At 73.1% G+C, this 23,596-nt stretch carries 22 protein-coding genes and 2 pseudogenes; 10 read left to right on the top strand and 14 right to left on the bottom strand.

Features of this window, described 5'->3' with window-relative positions; genetic code table 11:
- Window positions 1-43: 43 nt before the first annotated feature.
- The 5 genes and pseudogenes from ABT041_RS02800 to ABT041_RS02780 all read right to left on the bottom strand — a co-directional run.
- Window positions 44-1,282 (bottom strand): cytochrome P450, encoded by a 1,239-nt coding sequence (locus ABT041_RS02800; RefSeq protein WP_351177906.1) that lies wholly within the window; start codon window positions 1,280-1,282, stop codon window positions 44-46.
- 56 nt (window positions 1,283-1,338) lie between these two features.
- Window positions 1,339-1,584 (bottom strand): DUF6480 family protein, encoded by a 246-nt coding sequence (locus tag ABT041_RS02795; RefSeq protein WP_502976339.1) that lies wholly within the window; start codon window positions 1,582-1,584, stop codon window positions 1,339-1,341.
- Window positions 1,581-2,249, bottom strand: a complete 669-nt coding sequence (locus ABT041_RS02790) for an HAD family hydrolase (protein ID WP_351177903.1) — start codon at window positions 2,247-2,249, stop codon at window positions 1,581-1,583. Before ABT041_RS02790 ends, ABT041_RS02795 begins: the two co-directional genes overlap by 4 nt.
- A 9-nt stretch (window positions 2,250-2,258) precedes the next feature.
- Window positions 2,259-3,224: a TIGR03557 family F420-dependent LLM class oxidoreductase gene (locus tag ABT041_RS02785; protein WP_351177900.1), complete on the bottom strand. Its 966-nt coding sequence runs from the start codon at window positions 3,222-3,224 to the stop codon at window positions 2,259-2,261.
- Between the two features lie 230 nt (window positions 3,225-3,454).
- A pseudogene (locus ABT041_RS02780) lies at window positions 3,455-3,928 on the bottom strand (SRPBCC family protein); the annotation flags it as partial.
- Between the two features lie 229 nt (window positions 3,929-4,157).
- Between ABT041_RS02780 and ABT041_RS02775 the strand changes: the two are divergent.
- Window positions 4,158-4,634 carry a hemerythrin domain-containing protein gene (locus tag ABT041_RS02775; protein WP_351177897.1) on the top strand — a complete coding sequence of 159 codons (477 nt, stop codon included), beginning with the start codon at window positions 4,158-4,160 and terminating at the stop codon, window positions 4,632-4,634.
- Between the two features lie 104 nt (window positions 4,635-4,738).
- Window positions 4,739-5,119 (top strand): hypothetical protein, encoded by a 381-nt coding sequence (locus tag ABT041_RS02770; RefSeq protein ID WP_351177894.1) that lies wholly within the window; start codon window positions 4,739-4,741, stop codon window positions 5,117-5,119.
- Between the two features lie 10 nt (window positions 5,120-5,129).
- Here ABT041_RS02770 and ABT041_RS02765 read toward each other — a convergent pair whose 3' ends face one another.
- Complete coding sequence (locus ABT041_RS02765; protein WP_351177891.1) at window positions 5,130-7,412, bottom strand: CHAT domain-containing protein; 2,283 nt, start codon at window positions 7,410-7,412, stop codon at window positions 5,130-5,132.
- 75 nt (window positions 7,413-7,487) lie between these two features.
- Window positions 7,488-7,769, bottom strand: coding sequence for a hypothetical protein (locus ABT041_RS02760; protein ID WP_351177888.1), 282 nt, complete (start codon window positions 7,767-7,769; stop codon window positions 7,488-7,490).
- Window positions 7,770-8,011: 242 nt separating this feature from the next.
- Between ABT041_RS02760 and ABT041_RS02755 the strand changes: the two genes are divergently transcribed.
- Window positions 8,012-8,980: an acetylxylan esterase gene (locus ABT041_RS02755; protein WP_351177885.1), complete on the top strand. Its 969-nt coding sequence runs from the start codon at window positions 8,012-8,014 to the stop codon at window positions 8,978-8,980.
- Between the two features lie 124 nt (window positions 8,981-9,104).
- Here the strand turns inward: ABT041_RS02755 and ABT041_RS02750 are convergent, their stop codons facing one another.
- Entirely contained in the window at window positions 9,105-10,277 is a 1,173-nt protein-coding gene (locus ABT041_RS02750; protein ID WP_351177882.1) for a cytochrome P450, read from the bottom strand.
- Window positions 10,278-10,570: 293 nt separating this feature from the next.
- Here ABT041_RS02750 and ABT041_RS02745 point away from each other — a divergent pair, with 293 nt between their 5' ends.
- A complete protein-coding gene (locus ABT041_RS02745) occupies window positions 10,571-11,758 on the top strand; it encodes a cytochrome P450 family protein (RefSeq protein WP_351177879.1) in 1,188 nt (395 codons plus the stop codon).
- Window positions 11,759-11,769: 11 nt separating this feature from the next.
- Window positions 11,770-12,519, top strand: coding sequence for a class I SAM-dependent methyltransferase (locus ABT041_RS02740; protein ID WP_351177876.1), 750 nt, complete (start codon window positions 11,770-11,772; stop codon window positions 12,517-12,519).
- Between the two features lie 324 nt (window positions 12,520-12,843).
- Here ABT041_RS02740 and opcA read toward each other — a convergent pair whose 3' ends face one another.
- Window positions 12,844-13,755, bottom strand: a complete 912-nt coding sequence (opcA, locus tag ABT041_RS02735; protein WP_351177873.1) for a glucose-6-phosphate dehydrogenase assembly protein OpcA — start codon at window positions 13,753-13,755, stop codon at window positions 12,844-12,846.
- A 78-nt stretch (window positions 13,756-13,833) separates the two neighbouring features.
- Entirely contained in the window at window positions 13,834-14,373 is a 540-nt protein-coding gene (locus ABT041_RS02730) for a DoxX family protein (protein ID WP_351177870.1), read from the bottom strand.
- 171 nt (window positions 14,374-14,544) lie between these two features.
- Between ABT041_RS02730 and ABT041_RS02725 the strand changes: the two genes are divergently transcribed.
- The 3 genes from ABT041_RS02725 (at window position 14,545) to ABT041_RS02715 (ending at window position 17,125) form a co-directional block, all read left to right on the top strand.
- Entirely contained in the window at window positions 14,545-15,921 is a 1,377-nt protein-coding gene (locus ABT041_RS02725; protein ID WP_351177867.1) for a dipeptidase, read from the top strand.
- Between the two features lie 34 nt (window positions 15,922-15,955).
- Window positions 15,956-16,570, top strand: a complete 615-nt coding sequence (locus ABT041_RS02720; protein ID WP_351177864.1) for an HdeD family acid-resistance protein — start codon at window positions 15,956-15,958, stop codon at window positions 16,568-16,570.
- A 132-nt stretch (window positions 16,571-16,702) separates the two neighbouring features.
- Window positions 16,703-17,125 carry a DUF350 domain-containing protein gene (locus ABT041_RS02715; RefSeq protein ID WP_351177861.1) on the top strand — a complete coding sequence of 141 codons (423 nt, stop codon included), beginning with the start codon at window positions 16,703-16,705 and terminating at the stop codon, window positions 17,123-17,125.
- Between the two features lie 8 nt (window positions 17,126-17,133).
- On the opposite strand, the gene ABT041_RS02710 is transcribed toward ABT041_RS02715, so the two are convergent.
- Together ABT041_RS02710 and ABT041_RS02705 are read right to left on the bottom strand one after the other, a co-directional pair.
- Entirely contained in the window at window positions 17,134-17,616 is a 483-nt protein-coding gene (locus tag ABT041_RS02710) for a hypothetical protein (protein ID WP_351177858.1), read from the bottom strand.
- Window positions 17,613-19,046, bottom strand: coding sequence for a WGR domain-containing protein (locus tag ABT041_RS02705; protein ID WP_351177855.1), 1,434 nt, complete (start codon window positions 19,044-19,046; stop codon window positions 17,613-17,615). The genes ABT041_RS02710 and ABT041_RS02705 overlap by 4 nt, the downstream gene beginning before the upstream one ends.
- Before the next feature lie 401 nt (window positions 19,047-19,447).
- On the opposite strand from ABT041_RS02705, the gene ABT041_RS02700 reads away from it, so the two are divergent.
- The gene (locus tag ABT041_RS02700; RefSeq protein ID WP_351177852.1) at window positions 19,448-20,353 is read left to right on the top strand and encodes an SPFH domain-containing protein; all 906 of its coding nucleotides are present in this window, start codon (window positions 19,448-19,450) and stop codon (window positions 20,351-20,353) included.
- 8 nt (window positions 20,354-20,361) lie between these two features.
- Window positions 20,362-21,300, top strand: a complete 939-nt coding sequence (locus tag ABT041_RS38980) for a M23 family metallopeptidase (RefSeq protein WP_502976338.1) — start codon at window positions 20,362-20,364, stop codon at window positions 21,298-21,300.
- Between the two features lie 69 nt (window positions 21,301-21,369).
- Here ABT041_RS38980 and ABT041_RS02690 read toward each other — a convergent pair.
- Window positions 21,370-22,073: pseudogene (locus ABT041_RS02690) on the bottom strand (ABC transporter ATP-binding protein).
- Between the two features lie 41 nt (window positions 22,074-22,114).
- Window positions 22,115-23,590 carry an ABC transporter permease gene (locus ABT041_RS02685; RefSeq protein WP_351177849.1) on the bottom strand — a complete coding sequence of 492 codons (1,476 nt, stop codon included), beginning with the start codon at window positions 23,588-23,590 and terminating at the stop codon, window positions 22,115-22,117.
- Window positions 23,591-23,596 lie beyond the last annotated feature (6 nt).

The raw sequence follows: 23,596 nt of genomic DNA, 5'->3' as shown, positions 1-23,596 counted from the left end.
CTGCGAGGTGCGGTGCCCGGACGAGGCCTCCGCAAACGTCCGTTCAGTCCCGCCCGAGCGCGATCCGGAAGCCGCTGCGGGGCGCGGTGGGGATCCTTCGCAGCGGGATCCGCAGATCCTGCGGGGGCACCGTCCACTCCAGGCGGGCCAGAGCGCGTGCCAGGGCCGCGAGGACGGCGACGGTGATGTCCTCGCCGGGGCAGCGGTGGCCGGTACGGGTGTCGCCGCCGCCCTGCGGGATCAGGGCGTCCGGGTGCGGCGGCCGGGAGAGGAAGCGGCCGGGGTCGAAGCGGTACGGGTCGGGCCAGAGGGCCGGGTCGTGGTTCTGCCCGTACACGTCGAGCAGGAGCATCGCGTCCTCGGGGATCGGTTCGCCGTGCCATTCCAGGTCACGGGCGGCGAGTCCGCCGACGAACGGCACGAACGGGTAGAAGCGGCGGACCTCGTGCGCGAAGGCCCTCGCGTACGGGCCGGGGGCCTCGTCCGGGTCGCGGAGCCGTTCGCGTGTCCCGGGCCACCGGTGCAGGGCGTGTCCGGCGAAGGCCACGAACCAGGCGATGGCGATCGTGGGCCGTGCGATGTTCAGGAGCTCCACGGCGGCGGTGTGCGGGTCGAGCGGGCTGCCCCCGGGCTCCCGGTGCCGGACGACCGCCTCGAACGGCGTGTCCGGCCCGGACGGGGCCGCCCGGGCCTCCTCGACCGCACGGGCGAGGAGCTCCTCCTGGCGGGAGCGTGCACGCCGGGCCCGCAGATGGCGGGGGCCCGGGGTGGCGAAGCCGTCCACCATGGCGACGCAGTCCCGCGCCAGGCCGACGGCCTGCGCGTCGTCGTACGGCAGCCCGGCCCAGTCGCGGACGGCCCGGGCGAGCACCAGCGCCGCCTCGTCGAAGAGGACGACCTCGCCCGGGACTGCGCGGGCGGCGAACGTCTCGTGCCAGACGGCCTCGGCCCGCGCGACCAGTGCACCGACGGCGGCCGGATCCGTCAGCCGGTCGACGAACAGCTCCTTGCGTGCGCGGTGGCCTGCGCCGTCGAGGGTGTGCACGGCGCCCCGCCCGAACAGGGTGTCGAGCACGGGTCCGGGGAGGGCGCCGGCGCGGCGCACGTGGTCTTCGTCGTAGAAGAAGCGCACCGCCTCGGGTCCGTGCAGCGCGACGGCGGTCCGGCCGAGCAGCCGGGTCCTGACGACGTCGCCGTCCGGCGCCCGGCGGCGGGCGTCGGGCAGCCAGCCGTACCCCTGGAGCAGCAGCGCGACGGTGCGGTCCTGGATCAGTGGGGTCATGCCCCTGCGGCTACCCCGCCCGAGCGGGGGCACGCGCGCGCGTACCGAGGTGCGGCTCAGTGGGTGGCGAGGACGATCGCGTACACGAGGAAGAACAGGGCGCAGGCGATGACCAGCACCCACACGATGATCATCGGGCCTGTCGCCCAGCCTCGGCGGAGGGGCCGGTGGGGGCCGGTGGCCGTGCCCGTTCCCGACTCGGCCGGCGGTGTCTCGCCCGCGGGGACGCCCCCGCCGGCCTCGAGTCCGGGAATGCGCCGGGGGTCCGGGTCCGCGTTGCTCGCTCCGGTCATGTCGTTCATCTCCCTACGGTCGTGAAGGGACTGGTGTGCAGATGGGTGAGGAGGTCCGCCGGGTCGTCGTACACGGCGGCGGCGCCCGCCTCGACGAGGTCGGCGCGCGGGATGCCGCCGCACAGCAGAGCGGCCCGGGCCACGTGGGCGTGGTGCGCGGCCTTCATGTCCCAGACGCTGTCGCCGACGAACACGGCCCGGTCGGCGGGCACGCCGACGAGCGAGAGGGCGTGTTCGAGCGGGTCGGGGGCGGGCTTGCCCTCCTCGACGTCGTCGGACGTGGCGGTGTCCGTGAGGGCCTCGTCGGCGTCGACGGCGCGGCGCAGAGCCGCCAGCTCGCGGTCCTTGGCCGAGGTGACCAGGACGACCTTCCAGCCGTCGTCGGCGAGCGTCCGCAGCAGGTCGCCGGCCCTGTCGAAGGCCTGGAGACGCTCGAAGAAGGTGCTGTAGAGGGTGTCGTGGGCGGCGCCGAGCCGGTCGTCGTCCGACCGGTCGCGGTCCCCGCCGAGCAGATGGTCGATGAGCTGCTCGCCGGGCAGGCCGATGGCGCGGTGCACGGCGTGGGTCGGTACCTGGTGACCGCTCTGCCGGAAGGCCTCCCACCAGGCGACGACGTGCAGGTGGTTGGAGTCGACGAGGGTTCCGTCGATGTCGAAGAGTGCGGCGCGGTCCACGTCGGCTCCCTACAGGTCGCGGAGGGCGGGCAGCAGGGTCGTCTCCGCCCAGTGGAGGAAGGGCGCCTGGTGGGCGCCGCCGATCTGGACGAGGGCGAGGTCGGTGAACCCGGCCTCGGCGAAGGGGCGGGCGGCGTCCAGGACGGCGTCCACGTCGTCCCCGCAGGGGATGCTCTTCGCCACGTCCTCGGGCCGGGTGTGCTCGGAGGCCTGCTCGAACCCGGCCGGGAGCGGGAGCTCGGCGTTGAGGCGCCAGCCGCCGAGCGCCCACCGGAACTGTTCGTGGGCGCGGGCCGTGGCCGCGTCCCGGTCGGTGTCGTAACAGACGGGCAGCTGGCCCATCCGGGGTTTTCCCGCACCGCCCTGGGCCTCGAAGGCGTCGATGAGCTCGCGTTTCGCCTCCGTGGTGATCACCAGGTCGCCGTGCCGTCCGGCGAGGGCGCAGGAGCGGGGCCCGGACACGGCGATGCCGAGGGGCGGCGGGGTGTCCGGGACGTCCCAGAGTCTGGCGTCGTCGACCTGGAAGTGGGGGCCGTGCCGTGTCACGTACTCCCCGGTGAACAGGGCGCGGATGATCTCGGCGGCCTCGTCCAGCATGGCGAGGCGTACGCGTGCCGAGGGCCAGCCGCGGCCGACTACGTGTTCGTTGAGGTTCTCGCCCGAGCCGAGGCCGAGCCGGAACCGGCCTTCGGAGAGGAGCTGAAGGGTCGCGGCCTTCTGGGCGATCACGGCCGGGTGGTAGCGGAAGGTCGGGCAGGTCACGAAGGTCATGAGCGGAATGGCAGAGGTCGCCTGCGCCGCCGCTCCCAGGACGCTCCACGCGTACGGAGCGTGTCCCTGCGAGGGCAGCCAGGGGAAGGAGTGGTCCGAGATCACGGAGAAGTCGAATCCGACCCGTTCCGCTTCGACCACGTGTCCCACCAGCTCACGGGGGCCTGCCTGCTCGGTCATCATCGTGTACCCGATGTGCATCATGTCCCGCGACTTGCCACGACCGGGGCGTCCGAAACGGGAACGGGCCGGCTCCGAGGAGCCGGCCCTTCGCACCGCGGCGCGGGACGGTCCGGTCAGCGCATGCCCGGTTCCTCGTCGGGCGGCAGCTGCCAGCCCCCCGTCTCCGGGGCGGTGCCCTCCGATCCGGAGGACTTCACCGGTCCGGGCGGCTCCCTCATCGCTTCGGGGCCCTTCTCGGTGGCCCGGCTCCCCATGGAGGTGCCGGCCTGGTCGGGGCGGATCCGGCCGCGCCACGCGCCGGTCGCGTCCCCGTGCTCCTCGATGAAGCCCTTGAAGCGCTTGAGGTCGCCCTTGACCCGGCGGTCGAGGATCCCCATGGCGTCGGCTGCCTTCTCCGTCATGCCTTCGGGCTCCACGTCCATGGCGAGCCGCACCCGGGTGTGGCCCTCGCCCAGGGGCTGGAAGCTGACGACGCCCATCTGGTGTACGTCGCCTCCCGTCGTGCGCCAGGCGATGCGCTGGTCCGGAAGCTGGTCGACGATCTCGGTGTCGAACTCGCGCCGGACCCCGGCGACCTTGGTCCGCCAGTGGCAGTGCCGGTCGTCGATCTGCCGGACGTCCTCGACGCCCTCCATGAAGCGTGGGAACTCCTCGAACTGCGTCCACTGGTCGTACACGCTCCGCAGCGGTACGTCCACATCGATCGTCTGCTCCACCTTGCTCATGGTGTGGCCTCCTTCGGTGGCCGGGAGTCTTCCGGTGGTGTCCATGGCCGCGTCTACCCACGGCCGGGGCGTACAGACGTCCCTCGCGACCGGGCGTACGGCCGTCGTCAAGGCGGGTGCAGTTCCCCCGGTGCCCGTGACGCGGGGAAGGGGATCGGGCAGATACGTGCCACCGCCCGGCGAGCCCGCCAGGCCGGGTGATTCCCACGGCAACGAAGGTGAGCTGCGGATGGACGCGATCGTATTGCTGCGCGAGGACCACAAGACGGTGGAGAAGCTGTTCAAGAGGTTCGAGAAGACCTCGGACGACGACCTCGCCGAGCGCCGGGAGATCGCGGACGAGGTGATCGAGGAGCTCACGGTCCACGCGTGGATCGAGGAGCAGTACTTCTATCCGGCGGCCAGGGAGGCCGCGCCGGACACGAAGGACCACGTCCTGGAGAGCGTCGAGGAGCACCACGCGGTGGTGTGGATGCTGTCGGAGATCAAGGGCATGGACCCGGCCGACGAGCGGTTCAAGGCCAAGATGACCGTCCTCATGGAGCAGGTCCGGCACCATGTCGAGGAGGAGGAGCAGGACTGGTTCCCCGAGGTCCGCAAGGCGATGGGCCGCAACCGGCTCGTCGAGCTCGGAGAGCGGCTGCGGACCGGCAAGGAGGACGCCCCGCGCGACCCGCTGGCCGTGCCGAGCGCGGACTCCAAGTGAGCCGCCGGCAGGGCGCCCGGTCGGCATCCGCTCACTCGGGCGGTCCGGCGGCCGGCACGCCGGTACCTTGATCCGCGCACGCACCGGCGAATCGAGGAGCACACATGCAGGTTTCGACGCTCGGTCTCTGGGGGGCCGGGGCCTTCGGCGCGGTCATCGGGTGGATCGCCTACCGGACGCTGCGGCGCGCGGCCGACGGGTCGCGGATCGCCGATCTCGTCACCGTCATCGCGGCGCTGGGCGGCGGCGCTGTCGTGAACAACCAGTTCGCGGAGCCGGATCTCTTCGCCGCCTACGGCCTCGGCCTGTTCGCCGGGTTCTTCGGCTACTTCGTGGCCGGTCTGCTCGTCGACCGGTCCGAGACCAGGGCGAAGGCACGGCTCCGGGCGGAGATTCCGGCACAGGCGGAGGCCCCCGAGGCCGGCGCCGGCCCGGCGTCCGCCCCGGCGTCCGCGTCGACGTCCACGTGGATGGGCGAGGAGTGACCGGCGCCGGTCAGCCGGTGGCGCGCAGGCGGAGTGCGGCGGAGCAGTACGCCGTGTAGGCGAGCCCCAGGACGTTGCCCTTGCGCAGCAGCCGCATCCGGACGCCGTGCAGGGCGGGGCCGACCTCCTGCCCGGCGAGCAGCGCCTCCCAGAAGAGTTCGGCGAACTCGCCGGCGAGTGCCTGGTCCACGGTGATCTCGGTGCCGATGACTCCGGAGGCGTGGAGTTCGGTGAAGGTGTCGACGAAGCCGAGCCAGGAGGCCGGGTCCCGGTCGACGGTGTGACAGCCGTTGAGGAAGACGAGGGGTGCGAGTTCGTCCCAGCGGTCCCATCCCTCGTCCACCGCCCAGGCCTTGAGGTCCTGCGGGAGGATCCGGTCGTTCCGGCCGATCTCCAGGACCGTGGCGCTGGAGAACTCGCCGCCGGCGGGGCGGGGCCGACGGCCGTGCCCGTAGAAGTACACGCAGTCGCCGGGGTCGCCGAGGAAGGCCTGCCGCAGCGCCGCGCTGTAGTCGTAGACGTTCACCCAGCCGAACCGCGCGCGCAGAGCGGCGATGTGACGGTCCGACAGCCGCTGGTCGAGGCGGTTGCCGCGGGCCACGGTGAGCAGCGGTGCGGCGCCCTCGCGGCCCGCGGTGAGCCGCAGGCGTCGCCCCGGCGGGACGGACGGCGGGTGCTCGATGAAGTGGCGGTATCCCCAGAAGCCGTACGGGCAGAGGGTGTTGAGTGCGTGTCGTCCTTCCGCCGGGCAGGAGCGCGCCGTGGTGTCCGTCGCCACCTGCTCCAGGCCGGGACCGCACGGCACGAGTGGCGCCCGGCTCTCGACGGGGATGTCGTACAACAGGCCCCAGGGGAAGACGAGGTACTGGTGCTCCTCGCGGCAGATCTGGATCTGGGCGGGTTCCCGCAGGACGTGCATCAGCGCCGTCCGTTCCCTGCGGTCGCGCGCGATCAGCTGGAAGAAGGACCAGCCGAGGCGCGCCAGCCTCGTCATGTCCCGGAGCAGGGCCTCGGGCGATTTGCCGTTGTCGGGGCCGAGCGCGTTCTCCAGCCGGCGGTTCTCCCCCTCCCCCGTCCGTAAGGCGTGACAGTCGAGCAGGGCCGCGCGCGCCTTCTCCAGGACGTCACGCACCTGGTGGTCGCCCAGCCAGAAGGTGGCGACGGGACCGTGCTGCGAGGTGACGTCCACGGTCATCGTGCCGTCGCCGCCGCGGCCGATCCGTACGCCGGCGGTTCGTGCGGGCAGCTCGGCGAGGTCCGTGAACCCGGGCGCGAGGGTGTAGTCGACGGCGGCGGTCGTCGCGCCGCCCGCGCTCTCCCTGGCGGCGACGACGGCCGTCAGGGAGGCCGACTGGAGCTGGTTGCCGCGGTACGTGACGTACACCCGCATCCGCGCAGGGCCCGGCGCCTCCGGTGCGGTGAACGGGATGTGCAGGTACCGCCCCCGGTGCCCCGGCTCGCACTCGTGCCGCGCGCCGGGCCCGCACGGGCAGACCCAACTGCCGCCCCGCAGCGGCAGGAAGACCGGGTGCGCGAACGCCGGGACGGCGAAGTCCTCACTGAAGACGGTCACGTCCAGCCAGTCGCCCCGGCCTTCGTCGTCCGCGTGGGCGAGCGGCTGCTCGGGGAAGGACCTGGCCTGCCCCGCGAGGAGGCTCTCCGTGGACAGGTCGCCGATGTCCACCCGGAGTTCGTACCGGCTGCCCGAGGCGAGGACCCGGTCCTGGGGGACGGGCTCCCTGGAGAGCGACCAGACGACGGCCAGATTGAGAAACCGTTCCTCCTTGGCCGGGGCGGGTTCGGCCGCGGGCCGGGTGGCGTGCCCGGGCGACGGCGGATGCGCGGTGCCCCAGGAGTTCGTCATGTCCTGGAACTGACGCCCCAGCAGACGCCGGCGCCGGCCCCGCGTCTTGCGCCGCTTCGCGCGCTCGGCCGGGTGTATCGGCTCCGGACTCCGCCGATGCCCGTCCGCGGCCGGCGACGGGCGGCGCGGCGGCGGAACGGGGTCCGGGTCGGGAACCCCGCGCGGCATGACGACGGGCCTGGCACGGAAGAGCGCCAAGGTCGCGTCCGCGCCGGGGAACCGGGCCGTGATCTCCTCGAACGCGGCGGCGAAGCCCTCCTCGTCCACCTCCGTGTCGCGCAGCAGCCGTTCCCATCCGCGCCGGGCCTCGTCCTCCAACTCCGGCCGGTGCCACAGCGCGGAGGCCCGCAGGGCGCGCAGCTCCTCCTCCAGCGGCCAGCGCGGGGGCCACGCGTACGCGTCGTCGTGCGGCACAGGTGTTGCCTCCATCGTTCCGGGCGGTCCTCGTGGGGCCATTCTGGATCCACGGCGGACGCGAGGAACAACGGACCGGCGTACCTCGGCTCAGGCGCTGTTGGCGTCCAGGAGGCGGCGGGTGCGGTCGCTGGCGCCGCTGAGGGTGAGGGGGACGCCGAGGCCGGCGCACATGCGGTGGGCGCGGGCGAGGGCGCTGAGGGTCGCGGGGCTGGGGTCGGCGGCCGGGACGGCGATGACGACCCGGCCGGGCCGGTGTTCCTGGACGAGGGCCTGGATCTGGAGGGCGGCCGCGGCGCGGTTCGTGACGTCCAGGTCACGGTGGAGCGTCACGTGCAGGGCGTCGTGACGTACGGCGTGGCTGATGAGCAAGGCGTCCCTCCGCACAGGAGACGAGGAAGGCCCACAGCGGGACGTCGGCGTGGGCGGTTCGTCCGAGGATGTCACGACTGGCGGCCCACTGGTGTTCTCGTGGCGTTCACCGCGCGGAGTGTCCGCCCGGGCGGACCCCGGGGGTTCACGTATATGAATCACCGGGGTCCCGCCCTAGGCTGGGGAGGACCGGGGCGACCGGTCGAGATTTCGAACGAGACCTCACTCACCAGGCGGTTTCCATGACTCAGTTCGACCTGTCCGTCGACCGGCTGCGCACCTACCGCAGCGCTTCCGTGGAGCCCGAGGACTTCGACGCCTTCTGGGCGAAGACCCTCGACGAGGCCCGCGCGCACGAGCTGGACGCACGCTTCGAGCCCGTGACGACGGGGCTGGCCACGGTGGACGTCTTCGACGTGACCTTCGCGGGGTTCGGCGGGCACCCGGTCAAGGGCTGGTTCGTGCTGCCGGCCGGAGCGTCCGAACCCCTGCCGGTCGTGGTGGAGTTCCTCGGGTACGGCGGCGGGCGCGGCCTTCCGCACACGCATCTGCTCTGGGCCTCGGCCGGGTTCGCGCACTTCGTGATGGACACCCGGGGGCAGGGCAGCGGCTGGGCGACCGGCGACACCCCGGACCCGGAGGGCAGCGCGCCCTCGTTCCCGGGCTTCATGACGCGGGGCGTCGAGGACCCGCACGCGTACTACTACCGGCGGGTCTTCACGGACGCGGTGCGCGCCGTCGAGGCGGCCCGCTCGCATCCCCTGGTGGACGCGGGGCGCACGGCGGTGACGGGCGGCAGCCAGGGCGGCGGCATCACGCTGGCCGTGGCGGGTCTGGTGCGCGACCTGGTGGCGGTGGCGCCGGACGTGCCGTTCCTGTGCGACTTCCCGCGGGCGACGACGATCACGGACCGCACGCCGTACCGCGAGATCGGCAACTACCTGAAGACGCACCGCGGCCGGGTGGAGCGGGTCAGGGAGACCCTCGCCTACTTCGACGGGGTCCACTTCGCCGCCCGTGCGACGGCCCCGGCCCTGTTCTCGACGGCCCTGGAGGACCAGACGTGCCCGCCGTCGACGGTGTTCGCGGCCTTCAACGCGTACGCCGCGGAGGAGAAGACGATCGAGGTCTACGACTTCAACGACCATGAGGGCGGCGGGGCGTTCCAGCAGGCGGCGCAGCTGCGCTGGCTGCCGGGCAGGCTGCGGTAGCGGATGGGCCGGAGCCCGGGCCGCGCTGCGGTCCCGGGCTCCGGCGGGTGCACGTGAGCCGTGCACCGGCGTGCTGCCCGCCTCCCGGACGGGCGTCACGCTCGCTGGTTTCAGTGCCAGTACTTCATGGTCGAACCTCCTCCCCCGCTCGTGGGCGCAGGGTGACCTCGAAGCGGTCGAGACCGCGGAGGGTCAGATTGCGCCGGTGGTCCGGTTCCGCGACCGCCCGTGCGTCCGGGTAGTCCCTGGCCAGGGCCCCGAGGACCGATCCGGCGAGCCGGATCGCCATGGACGCGCCCAGACAGGCATGGGCCCCGCGTCCGAACCCGAGGTGCGGGTTCGGGGCGCGGTCGAGTCGCAGCTCTGCGGGGTGGTCGAACCGCAGCGGGTCGTGGTTGGCCGCGCCCAGGAAGAGCGTGACCGGATCACCCGCCTTGATGGTGACGCCACCCAGTTCGGTGTCGGTGACGCAGACCCGGGCGTCCGCCTGGACGGGTGCGTCGTACCGGATGAGTTCGTCCACGGCCGTGGCCGGGCTCGCCCGGAACGCGGCGAGCGCGCCGGGGGTGGTGAGGAGGGCGGCCGCGGCGTTGCCGAGGAGCCGTGAGGCGGATTCGTAGCCGGCGTGGAGGACGGCGCGCAGACTGTTCCGAAGAACCGTTTCTGCCACGCCGCTGTCCGCCGCGTGCTCGGCGACGTGGGCGATGAGCCCTTCCTTGGGCGGATCCGCGAGCCATCCGCCGGCGTACTCCGCGAGCCGGGCCCGGGCGGCGACGGCCGGTTCGTGCTTCTCGGGCCAGAGCCCGGCGTCCATGCCGTCGACGACGGTACGGGACATGGGCACGAACCAGTCGAGCTCGGGCGCGGGGACGCCGAGGAAGGCGGTGACGAAGCGGAGGGCGACCGGTTCGGCGAGCTCTCCGACGAGGTCGAAGGAGGTCCGGCCGGCCAACTCGGCGAGCAGCTCCGCGATCCCGTGCTCCAGGCCGTCGTGCAGGGCCTGGCGGTCCTGGGCGCGGAAGCCGTCGAGCAGCAGGTGCCGGATGGCGGTGTGCTCCGGCGGGTCGAGCGTCTGGACGCTCAGCAGCGGGGCCGGGATGTCCTCGCCGGCACGGCGCCAGTCGGAGGCGAAACGGTTGCTGTCGGTGAGCACGGCGAGGCAGTCGGCGTGCCGGGTCAGGACCCAGGAGCCGAGCAGTTCGTGCCAGAAGACCGGCGTGTTCTCCCGCAGACGGGCGTAGGCCGGGTAGGGGTTCCGCAGGATCGACGGACGGGCCAGATCCAGAATCGGGTCCACGGCTGCCGCTTGCTCCACGAAACGTCTCCCCCTGCGCATCGGGCCTGGTTGAGGCCTTGGCTGCCTTCCGAGTCGTGCGTACGAGACGCCGGATCACCGGTGGGTGGAACGCCTCGTTGGTGCTGCACCGGCGGTAAGCCGGTCCTCCCCGTACATCATCCGAGCCGAGCGCCGGTGACGCTACCACGCAACTGGGGTGGCTGGTATGACTACCTGCCTCAGATCTTTCACAAAGCTTCGGGGAGTTACGGAAGATGACCGGCCAAGACCAGACAATCGTCCACGATGTCCCGGTGAACGTTGCTCAACAGCCCAATCCCTACCCGCTCTTCGAACGCATCCGTGAACACGGGGTCGTCCAGCGCGTCCGGCTGAATCCCACCCTTGAAGTCTGGATGGTCACCGGCTACGACGAGGCGGTGGCCGCGCTCACCGACCCGCGCCTCAGCAGCAGCCCCGTCGGGGTCAACGGGCTCGAGGAGGAGATGGCCCACCAGGAGCGCACCAACGTCCTGATGGCCAGCATGCTGGTGGCCAACGGCGAGGACCACACCCGGCTGCGCAACCTCGTCTCCAAGGCCTTCACCTTCCGCCGCGTGGAGGCGCTCGCGCCCCGCGTCCAGGCCCACACCGACGCCTTCCTCGACGCCATCGCCAAGCGCGGATCGGCCGATCTGGTCTCCGAGTTCGCCCTGCCGCTGCCGATGGCCGTGCTCAGCGAGCTCATCGGCATCCCGGCCGAGGGACAGCCGGACTTCGCCCGTCTCGCGGTCGGCCTGATCATGCCGCCCAACACCCCGGAGCGGCTCGCCAAGGGAGCCCGGGCGAGGGCAGAACTCACCGAGTTCTTCGAGCCGTTGATCGCCGCGCGCAAGGCGGATCCGAAGGACGATCTGCTGAGCGCGCTCTGCGCCGCGCAGGCCGAGGAGAAGATCAGCGACCGCGAGCTGACGGCCATGGCCATCCTGCTCACGCTCGCCGGCCACGAGACGACCGCGAGCCTCATCGCGAACGGCGTCCACGCCCTGCTGCGCCACCCCGAGCAGTTCGCCGCGCTGCGCGACGACCCCTCGCTGCTGCCCGGCGCGATCGAGGAACTCCTGCGCTACGAGGGGCCGGTGAGCCGGGGCGTCGCGCGCTTCACCGTCGACGCGTACGAGATCGGCGGGGTCACCGTCCCGCCCGGCGAGATGATCATCATCGGGCTCGCCGCGGCCAACCGCGACCCGGCGCGCTACGACCGTCCCGACATCCTCGACGTGGCCCGCCGCGAGGTGCCGCAACAGCTCGCTTTCGGCCATGGTGTGCACTTCTGCCTGGGCGCCCCGCTGGCCCGCGCCGAGGCCAGGATCGCGATCGGCACCCTGTTGCGGCGCTTTCCCGACCTGCGGCTCGCCGACCCGGACGCGGACCTGAGCCGGCGCGAGGGCATTCTGCGCGGCATGGCGACACTGCCCGTGACCTTCACCCCGCAGGCGTGAGGAGGAGCACGGTGACCGTCGCGGAGTTCGACGAGATCGCCCCGGGGTACGACGAGTCGCGCGGCGGTACGGAACGGGCGGCGGGTTTCGCGCGGATGCTCGCGCCGCTGCTCGACCCGGCCCGCCCGGTGCTCGACATCGGCGTGGGCACCGGCATCGTCGCGGCCGAACTGACCGCGCTCGGGCACACGGTGCACGGGCTCGACCTCTCGCCCGGGATGCTCGCCCGGGCGAGGGCCCGGCTCGGCGCCCGGGTCGCGGTCGCCGACGCCTGCCGGCTGCCGGTGCGCAGCGGCTCGGTGGACCAGGCCGTGTCGACCTGGCTGCTGCACGCGGGACCGGACAACCGGGCCGTCCTGGCCGAGGTCGGGCGGGTCCTGCGGCCGGGCGGGCGCTATCTGGTGATCCCGGCGGGCGGGACGCGTCCCACGGACGACATCGGCGTCCTCGTCGGGGAGTTGGAGGACCGCCTCGATCCGGAGGGCAGCCGTCGCGACGGGCCGGAGTGGCTGGCCCCGATCGCCGCGGCGCACGGCCTCGTCTACGCGGGGACGGCCTCGGAGCGGCCCACGTCGTTCCAGGTGTCGCCGCGGGCGATGGCGGCGTCGCTGACGCGGGGGCTGTTCACCGGGGCGTGGGCGGTGGGCGGGGAGGGGGCCCACCTGGTCGAGGAGACCCGATCCCGCCTCCTGGCCCTCCCGGACCCGGACGTCCCCCGCGGCCGCCACTCAGCAGACCAGGTCCTGATCTTCACCCGGTAGCCCGCTCAGGCCCGTGTGGGCCGCGCTTCCGCCGTTGTGGGCATGCGTTCCGCAAGGGGCGGAACGGGTGGGCACAACGGAACGGCGCCCTTGCCGGCGCCAGAGGCTCAAGCGCCCTGACCCGCACCACCCGCTCGGTGCCATGGGGTGCGGGTCCAGGCCCGGAACGCGGAGGCGCCGCGAGAGGGCGCCGTCCCGTGTGCCCACCCGTCCCGCCCAGCGGGACGATTGCCCACACGGGGGCGGACCGGGGCACCGCCCCGACGGGGCGCGGGCCCACACGGCCGTGCGCATCGCCCACACGTGCGCGAGGCACCGTCCAGTTCAGGCTCGGCCCCGGAGTGCGGCTGCGTACGCCTCGTCCGGGTCCAGTCGGCGGAGCTCCTCGGCGATCAGTTCCGCCGTCGTCCTGACCTTCAGCGCGAGCACCCGGCTGGGCTGGCCCGGGATGGCGAGCCGCGCGACCGGCCCCTCGGGCCGGTCGATGCGGATCTCGCCGTCGGCGGTGCCCATCCGGACGGCCGTCACGACGGGCCCGTCGGTGACGACCCGGTCGACGGAGACCCCGAGCCGGACCTCGAACCAGCGGGCCAGGAGTTCGGCGCTGGGGTTCTCCGCCTCGCTCTCGACCGCGGCGGAGGTGATGGTGAGCGGCGCCTGGTCGAGCGCGGCGGCCAGCATCGAGCGCCACGGGGTGAGCCGCGTCCAGGCGAGGTCGGTGTCGCCGGGGGCGTACGAGGCGGAGCGGAGCTCCAGCGCGGCGAGCGGGTCCTCGACCGCGTACATGTCGGTGATCCTGCGCTGCGCGAGCGAGCCCAGCGGGTCCCGGGAGGGCACCTCGGGGGCGTCGACCGGCCACCAGACGACGACGGGCGCGTCGGGCAGCAGCAGCGGAAGCACCACGGAGTCGGCGCGGGCGCCGAGTTCGCCGTACAGCCGGAGCAGGACCGTCTCGCCCGAGCCGGCGTCGCTGCCGAGCCGGACCTCGGCGTCGAGCCGGGTCTCGTACCGCTCGCGCGGGGTGCGGGCGTGGCGCTTGATGACGACGAGGGTGCGGGAAGGGTGTTCCCGCGAGGCCTCGTTGGCCGCCTTGACGGAGTCGTAGGCGTTCTCCTCGTCGGTGACGATGATGAGAGTGAGCACGGCGCCGACGGCGGGAGTGCCGACGGCCCTGCGCCCCTGCAGGATCGCCTTGTTGATCTTGCTGGAGTCGGTGTCCGTCAGATCGATCTTCATGTGCGGCGCCCGTCCCTTCCTCTGCGGCGAGCCTAACCCTCCCGCGCGGCGGACGCGTGCGGGTCCCCCTCGTACGAGCTACGCCGACTCCGGCGCCGGCTCCGGTTCGGGGGAGGCCTGTTGCGCGGCGCGGCGGCCGACGACGGCCGCGGCGGCGATCGCGGTGCCGAGGAAGGCGGTGACCACCACCCAGGGCCGGTCGAGGACGTGCCCGGTGGCGTGGTCCAGGGAGTACCGTCCGGCGCCGGTGATGCCGATCGCGGCGGCGGTGAAGCCGAGGAAGGCCGGGTACTCGTAGCCCCCGGACATGGCGAAGAAGCCGGACGGGGCGTGCACGGAGACGGCGCCCGCCATGGCGCCGGCAGCGGCCGCGCCCGCGGCGGGGGTGGCGAGCCCGAGGGCGAGGAGCACCCCGCCGCCCGCCTCGCCGAGACCGGCGGCGATCGCGCTCTCGCGGCCCGGGTTGAAGCCCATGGCCTCCATCGCCTTGGTGGTGCCCTCGATGCCGCCTCCCCCGAACCAGCCGAGGAGCTTCTGCGTGCCGTGCGCGGCGAGCACGGCGCCGGTGCCGACTCTCAGCACGAGCAGCCCGAGATCGCGTCGGTTGGGGTGGCCCATGGGGTTCTCCAGGTGCGGGAGGCGGAGGCGTACGCGGTCCACTCTGGGCCCGGCGGCCCCCGGGCGCCCCCCGAAGCCCCTCCGGAATAGCCCACCTGAGTCATGTTTTGCGGCGATTGCCCACTGTTGCTTGACTGAGTGGGCTTTCGTCCCCGAGGGAAGTGGGTACGCATGTCCGCCGAGTCCACCGAGACCGCAGCCCTGCGGGAGAGGGTCCGGGCGCTGATGCCCCGGGCGAAGGAGGACCTCACCGCACTGGTGGCGATGCGCTCGGTCGCCGATCCGCGCCAGTTCCCGCCCGAGGAGTGCGCGAAGACCGCCGACTTCCTCGTGCGGGCGTTCACGGAGGCCGGGCTGCGCGACATGCGCCGGGTGACGACCCCGGACGGCACGGACGCGGTGGTGGGGCACGCGCCCGGCCCCGAAGGGGCTCCGACGGTGCTCCTCTACTGCCACTACGACGTGCAGCCGCCCCTCGACGACGCCGCCTGGCGGACCCCGCCCTTCGAGCTGACCGAGCGCGACGGCCGCTGGTACGGGCGCGGCGCGGCCGACTGCAAGGGCAACATCGCGATGCATCTGACGGCGCTGCGCGCGCTCGGCGGGCAGGAGGGCCGGGGCTTCCCCGTGAACATCAAGTTCGTGGCGGAGGGTTCGGAGGAACAGGGGACGGGCGGTCTTGAGCAGCTCGTGCCGCTGCAGCCCGAACTGTTCGCCGCCGACACCCTGTTGGTGTGCGACACCGGCAACTTCGCGCTGGGCCTGCCCACCGCCACCACCTCGCTGCGCGGGCTCACCAATGTCGTCGTGACGGTCTCCACGCTCAAGGGCGAGATGCACTCCGGGATGTTCGGCGGCCCGGCGCCCGACGCGCTGGCCGCGCTCGTCCGGATCCTCGACAGCCTCCGCGACGAGCACGGCAACACGGCGGTCAAGGGCCTGGACGACGCCGGTGTCTGGGACGGGGTGGACTATCCGGTCGAGCAGTTCCGTACCGACGCGGGCGTCCTCGACGGGGTGTCCCTCGTCGGCACGGGCGCGGTCGCCGACGAGCTGTGGGCCCGGCCCGCCGTCACCGTCCTCGGCATCGACTGCCCGCCGGTGGTGGGCTCCTCCGCCGCGATCCAGGCGAAGGTACGGGCCAGGGTCAGCCTGCGCGTGCCGCCGGGGATCGACGCGGCCGACGCCCTGCGCGCCCTCACCGACCATCTGACCTCGGCGGCTCCGTGGGGCGCCCGGGTGGAGGTGGAGCCGGAGAGCGCCGGCCAGCCCTTCCGGGCGCGTACCGACGGACCCGCCTACCGGGCCCTGGGGGCGGCGCTCCGCGAGGCGTACGGGAAGGACATGGTGCAGTCCGGGCAGGGCGGCTCGATCCCGCTGTGCAACGTGCTCGCGGCGCAGTTCCCGGAGGCGGAGATCGCCCTGATCGGCGTCGAGGAGCCGGGCTGCCTCATCCACGCCCCGAACGAGAGCGTGGACCCCTCCGAGATCGAGCACATGGCGCTGGCCGAGGCCCTGTTCCTGAGCTCCTACGGCACTCGACCGTGACCCCCGCCCGCAACGAAAGGACCGGTACCGTCCCATGACACAGACTCATGACTCTCCATACGGCCGCGACCCGCGAGGGGACGTGCCACCCGGTCCCCTGGGAGTCCTCGCGGGCTTCGCCTGGCAGGCGCTGCTCGTCGCCGGACTCGTCTCGCTGGTCCTCGGCGTCATGGTGCTGGCCTGGCCGGAGGCCACCCTGCGGGTGGTGGGGGTGCTCTTCGGTCTGTACCTGCTGCTCAGCGGTGTGATGCAACTGGTCGCCGCCTTCGGCACGCATGCCACCACGGCACTGCGGGTGATGGCCTTCATCAGTGGCGCCCTGTCGATCCTGCTCGGCCTGTTCTGCTTCCGGGGAGCGACGCAGTCGACCCTGCTGCTCGCGCTGTGGATCGGGATCGGCTGGCTCTTCCGCGGCATCACCCAGACCGTGGCGGCGGCCTCCGATCCGGCGATGCCGGCGCGCGGCTGGCAGATCTTCCTCGGCGTCGTCAGCGCGCTCGCCGGAATCGTGCTGATCGTGTCCCCGCTGGAGTCGGCCACGGTGCTCACGGTCCTCGGCGGCATCTGGCTCCTCGTCGTCGGCGTGGCCGAGCTCATCACGGCCTTCATGGTCCGCTCCCGCGCCAAGGACCTTCCACCGGGCGCCTAGCAGCCCTCGCCGTCTCCGACCGCCGCCCGCCCGATCTCCGGGCGGGCGGCGGTTCTCGTTCACCCGTGCGCTACATTTTGCCGGTCCTTGACCACCGATCCCCGCGATCAACACGTTCGGAGCCGGCACCTCATGAGCGACATCGTCAACGGCCTCGGCCGCGCCGGGGCCTACGGAGCCCTCGGCGTGGTCCTGCTGATCCTCGGCATCGTGCTCGTGGACGTGCTGACCCCGGGCAAGCTCGGGCGCCAGATCTGGGAGGACCGCAACCGCAACGCCGCGATCCTGCTGACCTCGGCGCTCCTGGGCATCGGCGGCATCGTCTTCACCTCGATCTGGACGACGTACGACGACTTCGGCAAGGGCCTCGTCTCCACGGCCGCGTTCGGCCTGCTCGGCCTCGTGATGATGGCGGTGGCCTTCCTCGTCGTCGACCTGGTCACGCCGGGGAAGCTCGGCGCCACGCTCGTCGACCCCGAGCCGCACCCGGCGGTCTGGGTGACGGCGTCCTGCAACATCGCGGTCTCGGCGATCGTCTCCGCCTCGATCGCCTGACGGTCGCCTCACGGGGACATGGGCTCGACCTCCAGGAAGCGGCGGCCGCGCGGCCCCTTGTAGAGGAGCGCCTCCCAGCCGAGCCGTTCCAGCGCGGGCACGCACGCGCCGAGGGCCGCCGCCTCCTCCTGGGCGGCGCCCGCGCCGGGCGGCCCGAGCCACTCCACCCTGGCCGTGCCGGGCCGCTCCCCCGCCGTGACCCGGTAGCCGGTGGAGAGCCGCGCACCGGAGGCGTCCACGGACGAGGGCGTGATCCCGCCGGACTCCAGGGCGAGCGCCACCGCGCGGACCGGCCTGCGGCGCTCCCAGTCGGCGGGCACGGTCCTCGGGTCCCCGCCCTGGCGCAGGGTCAGCCGTCTGATCTGGAGCAGTCCTTCGACGGCCGCACGGATCTCCCGCGAGCGCTGCTCGGCCTCGGCCGGGGGCAGCGGCGGCCCGTCCCCGGTCGCCGCTTCGAACACCCCCGAGCCGCCCCCCGCACCGGTCGTCACAGGAGCCGCCGGATGTCGCCGCGCACCCGGTAGAACCCGCCCGCCGCCGGGTGCAGGGCGTCCACCACGTACCGCGCGCCGGGCTCCCGGATCGCCCGCGGGAACTGCACGTTCCAGGACTCGTACCCCTGCGAGACGACCCGCACCCGGGTCCTGCCGCCCTCGGTCACGCACTCCACGACCACCGAGCCGGCCGGGGCGTCGCTGACGGAGGTCACCGCGGTCACGGTCGTCGCCGGCTCGTAGACCGGCAGGGCGGCGGCGAGCTTGATGTCCCGCGCGACCGGGACCGTGCCCTGCTGGGCGGCCTCGATCGCCGCCTCGCTCGCGTCCACGCAGACCAGCGAACCGTCCGTGGTCACCAGGTAGAGCCGCTCGTCCCGGTACTGCATGGAGAGCGCCGAACCGCCGCCCGTGCCCAGCTTCCACAGCCGGGTGCCGTCCTCCGCGAAGCAGTACACGGACGAGGCGGAGTCGGCCGCGAAGACGAACCGGCCGCCGGGCGAGGTGGCGCAGGAATACACCGGGCTGTCGCAGGAGTACACCGCCTCCACGCGCCCGTCCTTCTTCGCGAGCCGCTGCACCTTCTTGCGGGACGTGCCCGCGTAGACCGCGGTGTCCTCCTGCCAGCCGAAGAGGACCCCGCCCTCGGTCGCCGTGTGCCACAGCTCGCCGCCGCCGTCCGGCGCGTGGGCGGCGACGCCCTTCGTGTCCCCGTAGTAGACGGCGTCTCCGTCGGCGCGGACCATCCAGGCGTGCTCGCCCTGGCCGCCGCGCGCCCACTGGTGCTCGTCCTCGTGGTCGATGACGGTGAGCCGGCCGGAGCGGTCGGCGACGTGCAGGACGCCCTCGTGGATGTCGAGCCAGAAGATGTCGACGTCGGTGGCGATGTCGTACGCGGCGAAGGGCAGCTTCGACGAGAGGTCGTACACCTTGCCGTCGTCGCAGCCGGCGTAGATCCAGAAGTCGTCGGCGACCAGGCACTTGACGCCGTCCGGCAGGCTGAACCGGGCCTGCACCTCGCCGGCGCGGTCGAGCGTGAAGACGTCGCCCGCCTGGTTGCCCACCCAGCAGCGGTCCTCGTCGACGTGGATGCCGAAGGCGGCCGAGCCGGTGCGGAAGCGCCACAGGACGGGGGCTACGGCGCGCGCGGTGGAGGGCGCGGAGCTGACCTCACGGCGCGTCACGGGGCGCGCGGCGCGCTGACCCGGGACGGCGGGGGCGTACCCCTTGCGGACCTTCTCGCCGATCTTCTTCGCCGCCGCGGCCTGGGCCTTCGCCGCCGTCGGGAACGTGGAGCGCTGGGTCTGGCCGTCCGAGCCGATCCGGCCGTAACGGACCGACACCGCGAGGTCCTCGACGGTCACTTCGTAGAACTTGTGGGCACCGCCGCCGTCCTGCGACAGCTCCAGATAGGTCGTCGTCGTCATGGTGAAAACGGTAGGGGCCACCACTGACAACGGCCCGCGGTGAAGCCGTGGCCAAGGGACCAAAGACCCGGGCATTCGGGACTTTCGACGCGGCATTCCGGACATTCACCCCTGTGACCATGGTGCGTGAAGATCATCCGACGAGCCGTCACCTCAGCTACGGCCGGAAGGGCCTCATGACCGAGCCACCGAAGCGGCCCCTGCCCGTCCGCACCCGCCGGCACACGGACGGCATACCGATGAACGACCTCTTCCGGTCGGACCCGACCCGGCCGACACAGACCCTGCCCCGCTCGCCGGAGGGGACGAAGGAGCGGACGCCGGAAAGAGCGGCAGAACGAACGCCGGAGAGAACGCCGGAACGAACGGCGGCGCGAACGGCCGAGAGACCCGCGCCCTCCGTGACGCTCCCCCGCCGTCCCCCGCCCGCCGACCCCGACCTGACGGAGCGTCCGGGACCCGCCGTCCCCGGCTGGGTCGCCGTCCTCACCGGCCTCACCGCGCTCACGGGCGCGGCGGCGGCCCTCTGGCGCGCCAGCCCCCTGCGCACCGTCGAGCTGCCCCCGTGGCAGTGGGCCGCGCTCGCCGCCTGCCTCGTCGTCGGCGTCGTCTCCTTCGGCGGGCTGACCCGCGGCCGCACGGGCTCCGCCTGGGTCCTCTCCCTCTTCGGCCGCTACCGGGGCAGCGTCCGGCGCACCGGCCTCGTCTGGATCAGCCCCTTCGTACTGCGCCGCCGGATCGACGTACGGCTGCGGCACTGGCGCAGCGAGCCCATCGCCGTCGTCGACGCGGAGGGTTCGGCGCTGCGCGTGGTGGTCCTGGTCGTGTGGTCGGTACGGGACACGGCCCGCGCCCTGCTCGCCGTCGACGACCATCTCGGCTATCTGCGCGAGCAGGTGGAGGCGGCCACCGCGCGCGTGCTCTCGCAGCTGCCGGCGGACGCCTTCCGGGGCGACGCGCCGACCCTGCGGGACGCCGAAGCGGTCGGCGACGCGCTGACCCGGATGCTCGCGGCCGAGTGCCGGCCGGTCGGCATCGCCGTCTTCTCCGCCCAGCCCACCCGGATCGAGTACGCCCCCGAGGTCGCCGCCGCCATGCGCCGGCGGCAGATCGCCGTCCTGGACGCCAAGCACCGGGACTCGGTCCTGACCGGCGTGATCGACGCCGTGGACGACACCGTGACCCGGCTGACCTCGCGGGGGCTCGTCGAGCTCGACGACTTCGAACGCCAGGCCCTGGTCAAGGACTTGACCGTGGCCTTCTACACCCGGAGTGGCGGCCCGGCCGAACCGAACCACCAGGAGTGAGGAGCATCGTGCACCCCAGCACCCCCGATCCCGAGTTCGACGCCCCCGCCTTCACCGACGAGATGCGCCCGGACTGCGCGTGCGCGGGCTGCGCCGAGGCCGCCAGGGCGGGCAGGGTGCCCGGCGGGCAGCGCGCCCTGCACGGCGTGCGCCGCGCGGTCGTCGCGACCGTGGGCGTGGTCGCCCTGACCGGTGCGGGCGCCGGAACGGCCGCCGCCGAGCCCGCCCCGGCGCACGCCGGCTGGGACGGCTCCCGGTACTGGTTCCGCAACGCGGCCGGCGAGTGGCGCTGGACCAGCCACTACGCCACGTACAAGCAGCGCGCCCAAGCCTCGGGCGGCGCGCAACAGCAGCGGGCGAGCGGCGGCCGCACGGACGAGCCGGTCTTCCACGGCCGGCAGGGGTGGGATCCCCGGTGCCGTGTGTACTGGTACCAGTCACGCGGCCACTGGTACTGGACGAGCCACGCGTGGAAGTACGAGCAGCGGACCGGCCGCCCCACGCAGCCGTCCACCCCTTCCTCGCCCTCCTCGCCGTCCACGCGGGGCTGGACGACGCCCGTCTCCTCGTACGTCTTCACCGGGTACTACGGGCAGCCGGGTTCCTGGTCGAAGGGTTACCACACGGGGCAGGACTTCGCGGTGCCGTCCGGTACGACGGTCCGCGCGGTGGGCCCGGGCCGGGTGGTGACGGCCGGGTACGGGCGCGCGTACGGCTACGAGGTGGTGATCCGTCATCCGGACGGCCGCTACACCCAGTACGCGCACCTCTCCCGTATCGACGTGTCGCCCGGGCAGAGCGTGTCGGGCGGGCAGCGGATCGCACGGTCCGGGGCGACGGGGCGGGTGACGGGTCCGCACCTGCACTTCGAGGTGCGGACCACGCCGTACTTCGGCTCGGACATCAACCCGCTGGTCTATCTCCGCGCCCACGGAGTGTCCGTGTAGGGCGGTCGGGCCTCGACCCGGTCCCGTTTCAGGCCGGTCAGGCCTCGACCCGGTCCGGGTTCGGGCCGGTCAGGCCTCGACCCGCTCCGCCGTCGTCCGCCCGTTCTCCTTGATCGTGATCCGGCCCTTCCGATCGTGGCCAGGCGGGGAGCGCGGCGGGCGACGGCGCTGTCGTGGGTGACCATGACGAAGGTCAGCCCGTGCTCGGCGCAGAGCCCTTCGAGCAGGTCCACGATCTCGTCGCGCATCGACTCGTCGAGGTTGCCGGTGGGTTCGTCGGCGAGGAGCACCTTCGGCCGCTTCACGAGCGCGCGGGCGATGGCCACGCGCTGCTGCTGGCCGCCGGAGAGCTCGGACGGCAGGTGCCCGAGCCGCTCGCCGAGGCCGACCGACTGCAGCGCTTCGGCGGCCCGGGTGCGCCGCTCGGCGGCCTTGACGCCGAGCGGGACGAGCGCGGTCTCCACGTTCTCCTGGGCGGTGAGCGTGGGGATGAGGTTGAAGCTCTGGAAGACGAAGCCGATGTTCTCGCCGCGCACGGCCGTCAGCCGGCGCTCGGAGAGCGCGGCCAGGTCGGTGCCGTCGAGCAGCACCTGGCCGGAGGTGGGGCGGTCGAGGCCGCCGAGCATCTGCAGGAGGGTCGACTTGCCGCCGCCCGTGGGCCCTTGGATGACCAGCCGGTCGCCCTGGGCGAGGGTGAGGTCGATCCCGGCGAGCGCGTCGACTCTCTTCTGTCCCCGCCGGTACTGCTTGGTGACGCCGATGAGTTCGTACATGGTGGGACTCCTGTGGTCCGTAACTGGGGCTGGAGGCGGGTCTACTCGACGCGGCGCAGCGCGTCGGCGGGGCGGAGCCGCGAGGCGCGCCAGGCGCCGAAGGCACCCGCGACGAGTCCGCCGCCGAGGGCGAGGACGACGGCAAGACCCACGGTGGTGACGCTGACGGGGGCGGTGAGCGCGATGTCGACCGTCTTGCCGGCGACCGTACGGGCCATGCCGGGGCCGCCGAGGACCATGCCGCCGCCGCGCCCGCCGAACCCGCCTCCGCCCGCGCCGAGTTCGGCGGTGAGGGTCGGGCTCGCGGCCGTGACCGCGTACGCTCCGGCGAGACCGATCGCGATGCCGAGGGCGCCGCCGATGACGCCGTTGACGAGGGCCTCGCCGACGACCTGGCGGGTGACCCGGCCGCTCTTCCAGCCGAGGGCCTTGAGGGTGCCGAACTCGCGGACCCGGCGGCCGACGGCGGAGGAGGTGAGGAGCCCGGCGACGAGGACGGCCGCGAGCAGCACCGCGTACGAGAGCCACTTGCCGACGTTGGAGGCGAGGTCGGCGGCGGTGTCGAGCGAACCGGAGACCGTCTTCGCGAGGTCGGCGGAAGTGGTGACGGTGGTGCCGGCGACGTTCTTCTGGATGGCGGTCTTGACCGCGTCGATGCGCGTCGAGTCGGTCGCCTTCACATAGATCGTGGTGATCTTTCCGGCGGATCCGGAGAGGGTCTGCGCCTGCTTGAGCGGCAGGTAGACCTGGGCGGCGGACTGTCCGCTGTCGGCGGTCGCGATGCCGATGATCTCGAACGTGACGCCCTTGACGGTCAGTTCGTCGCCGACGGAGAGGTCCTTCTCCTGGGCGTAGGCGCTGTCGACGACGGCGACCTTCGCGTCCGTCTCGGTGGTCTTGAAGGTGCGGCCCGTGGAGACGGTGGAGGTGGTGAGGGGGCCGAGGTCGGGGGCGGCGACGTCGGTGCCGTAGATCGTGAAGGAGTCGACGTCGAAGGCCGCGCCACCGCCGGTGACGGTGTCGCCGGGGCCGCCGCCGCTGCCACCGTTCTCGCCGCCGGGGCCGACGGGCTGGGCCTGCTGGGCCTGGCCGCGCTGGATCTGACCGCGCTTGAACTCGCCGTCGATCTTCAGGTTGACGAGGCTCAGACCGCCGACGGCCTGGGCGACGCCCTGCTGCTTCGCGACCGTGCCGACGGTGGAGTCGGCGAGGGTCTGGAAGCCCTGGACCATGAGCCGGTCGCTGCTCTGCTCCTTGCCGTCCTCCTTGCCCTCGAACTCGAACCGGGGCCGCTGCGGCTGCGTCCCCTCCGCGGGCCGCTCCTGCGCCTTGGTCACCGTCAGGTCCGTCCCGAGGCCGTAGAGGGATTCCAGGACCTTGCCCTGGGCACGGCTCATGCCGGAGGAGACGGAGTTGACGACGATGACCAGCGCGATGCCGAGCGCGAGCCCGGAGGCGACGACGAGCGCCGCCTTTCTGCGACGGCGCAGCTCGCGCCGGAGGTAGGTGAAGAACATGGGCGC

Source organism: Streptomyces sp. NPDC002825 (genome assembly GCF_040295385.1).
Taxonomy (GTDB): Bacteria; Actinomycetota; Actinomycetes; order Streptomycetales; family Streptomycetaceae; genus Streptomyces.
This window is presented reverse-complemented; position numbering and strand designations above follow the sequence as displayed.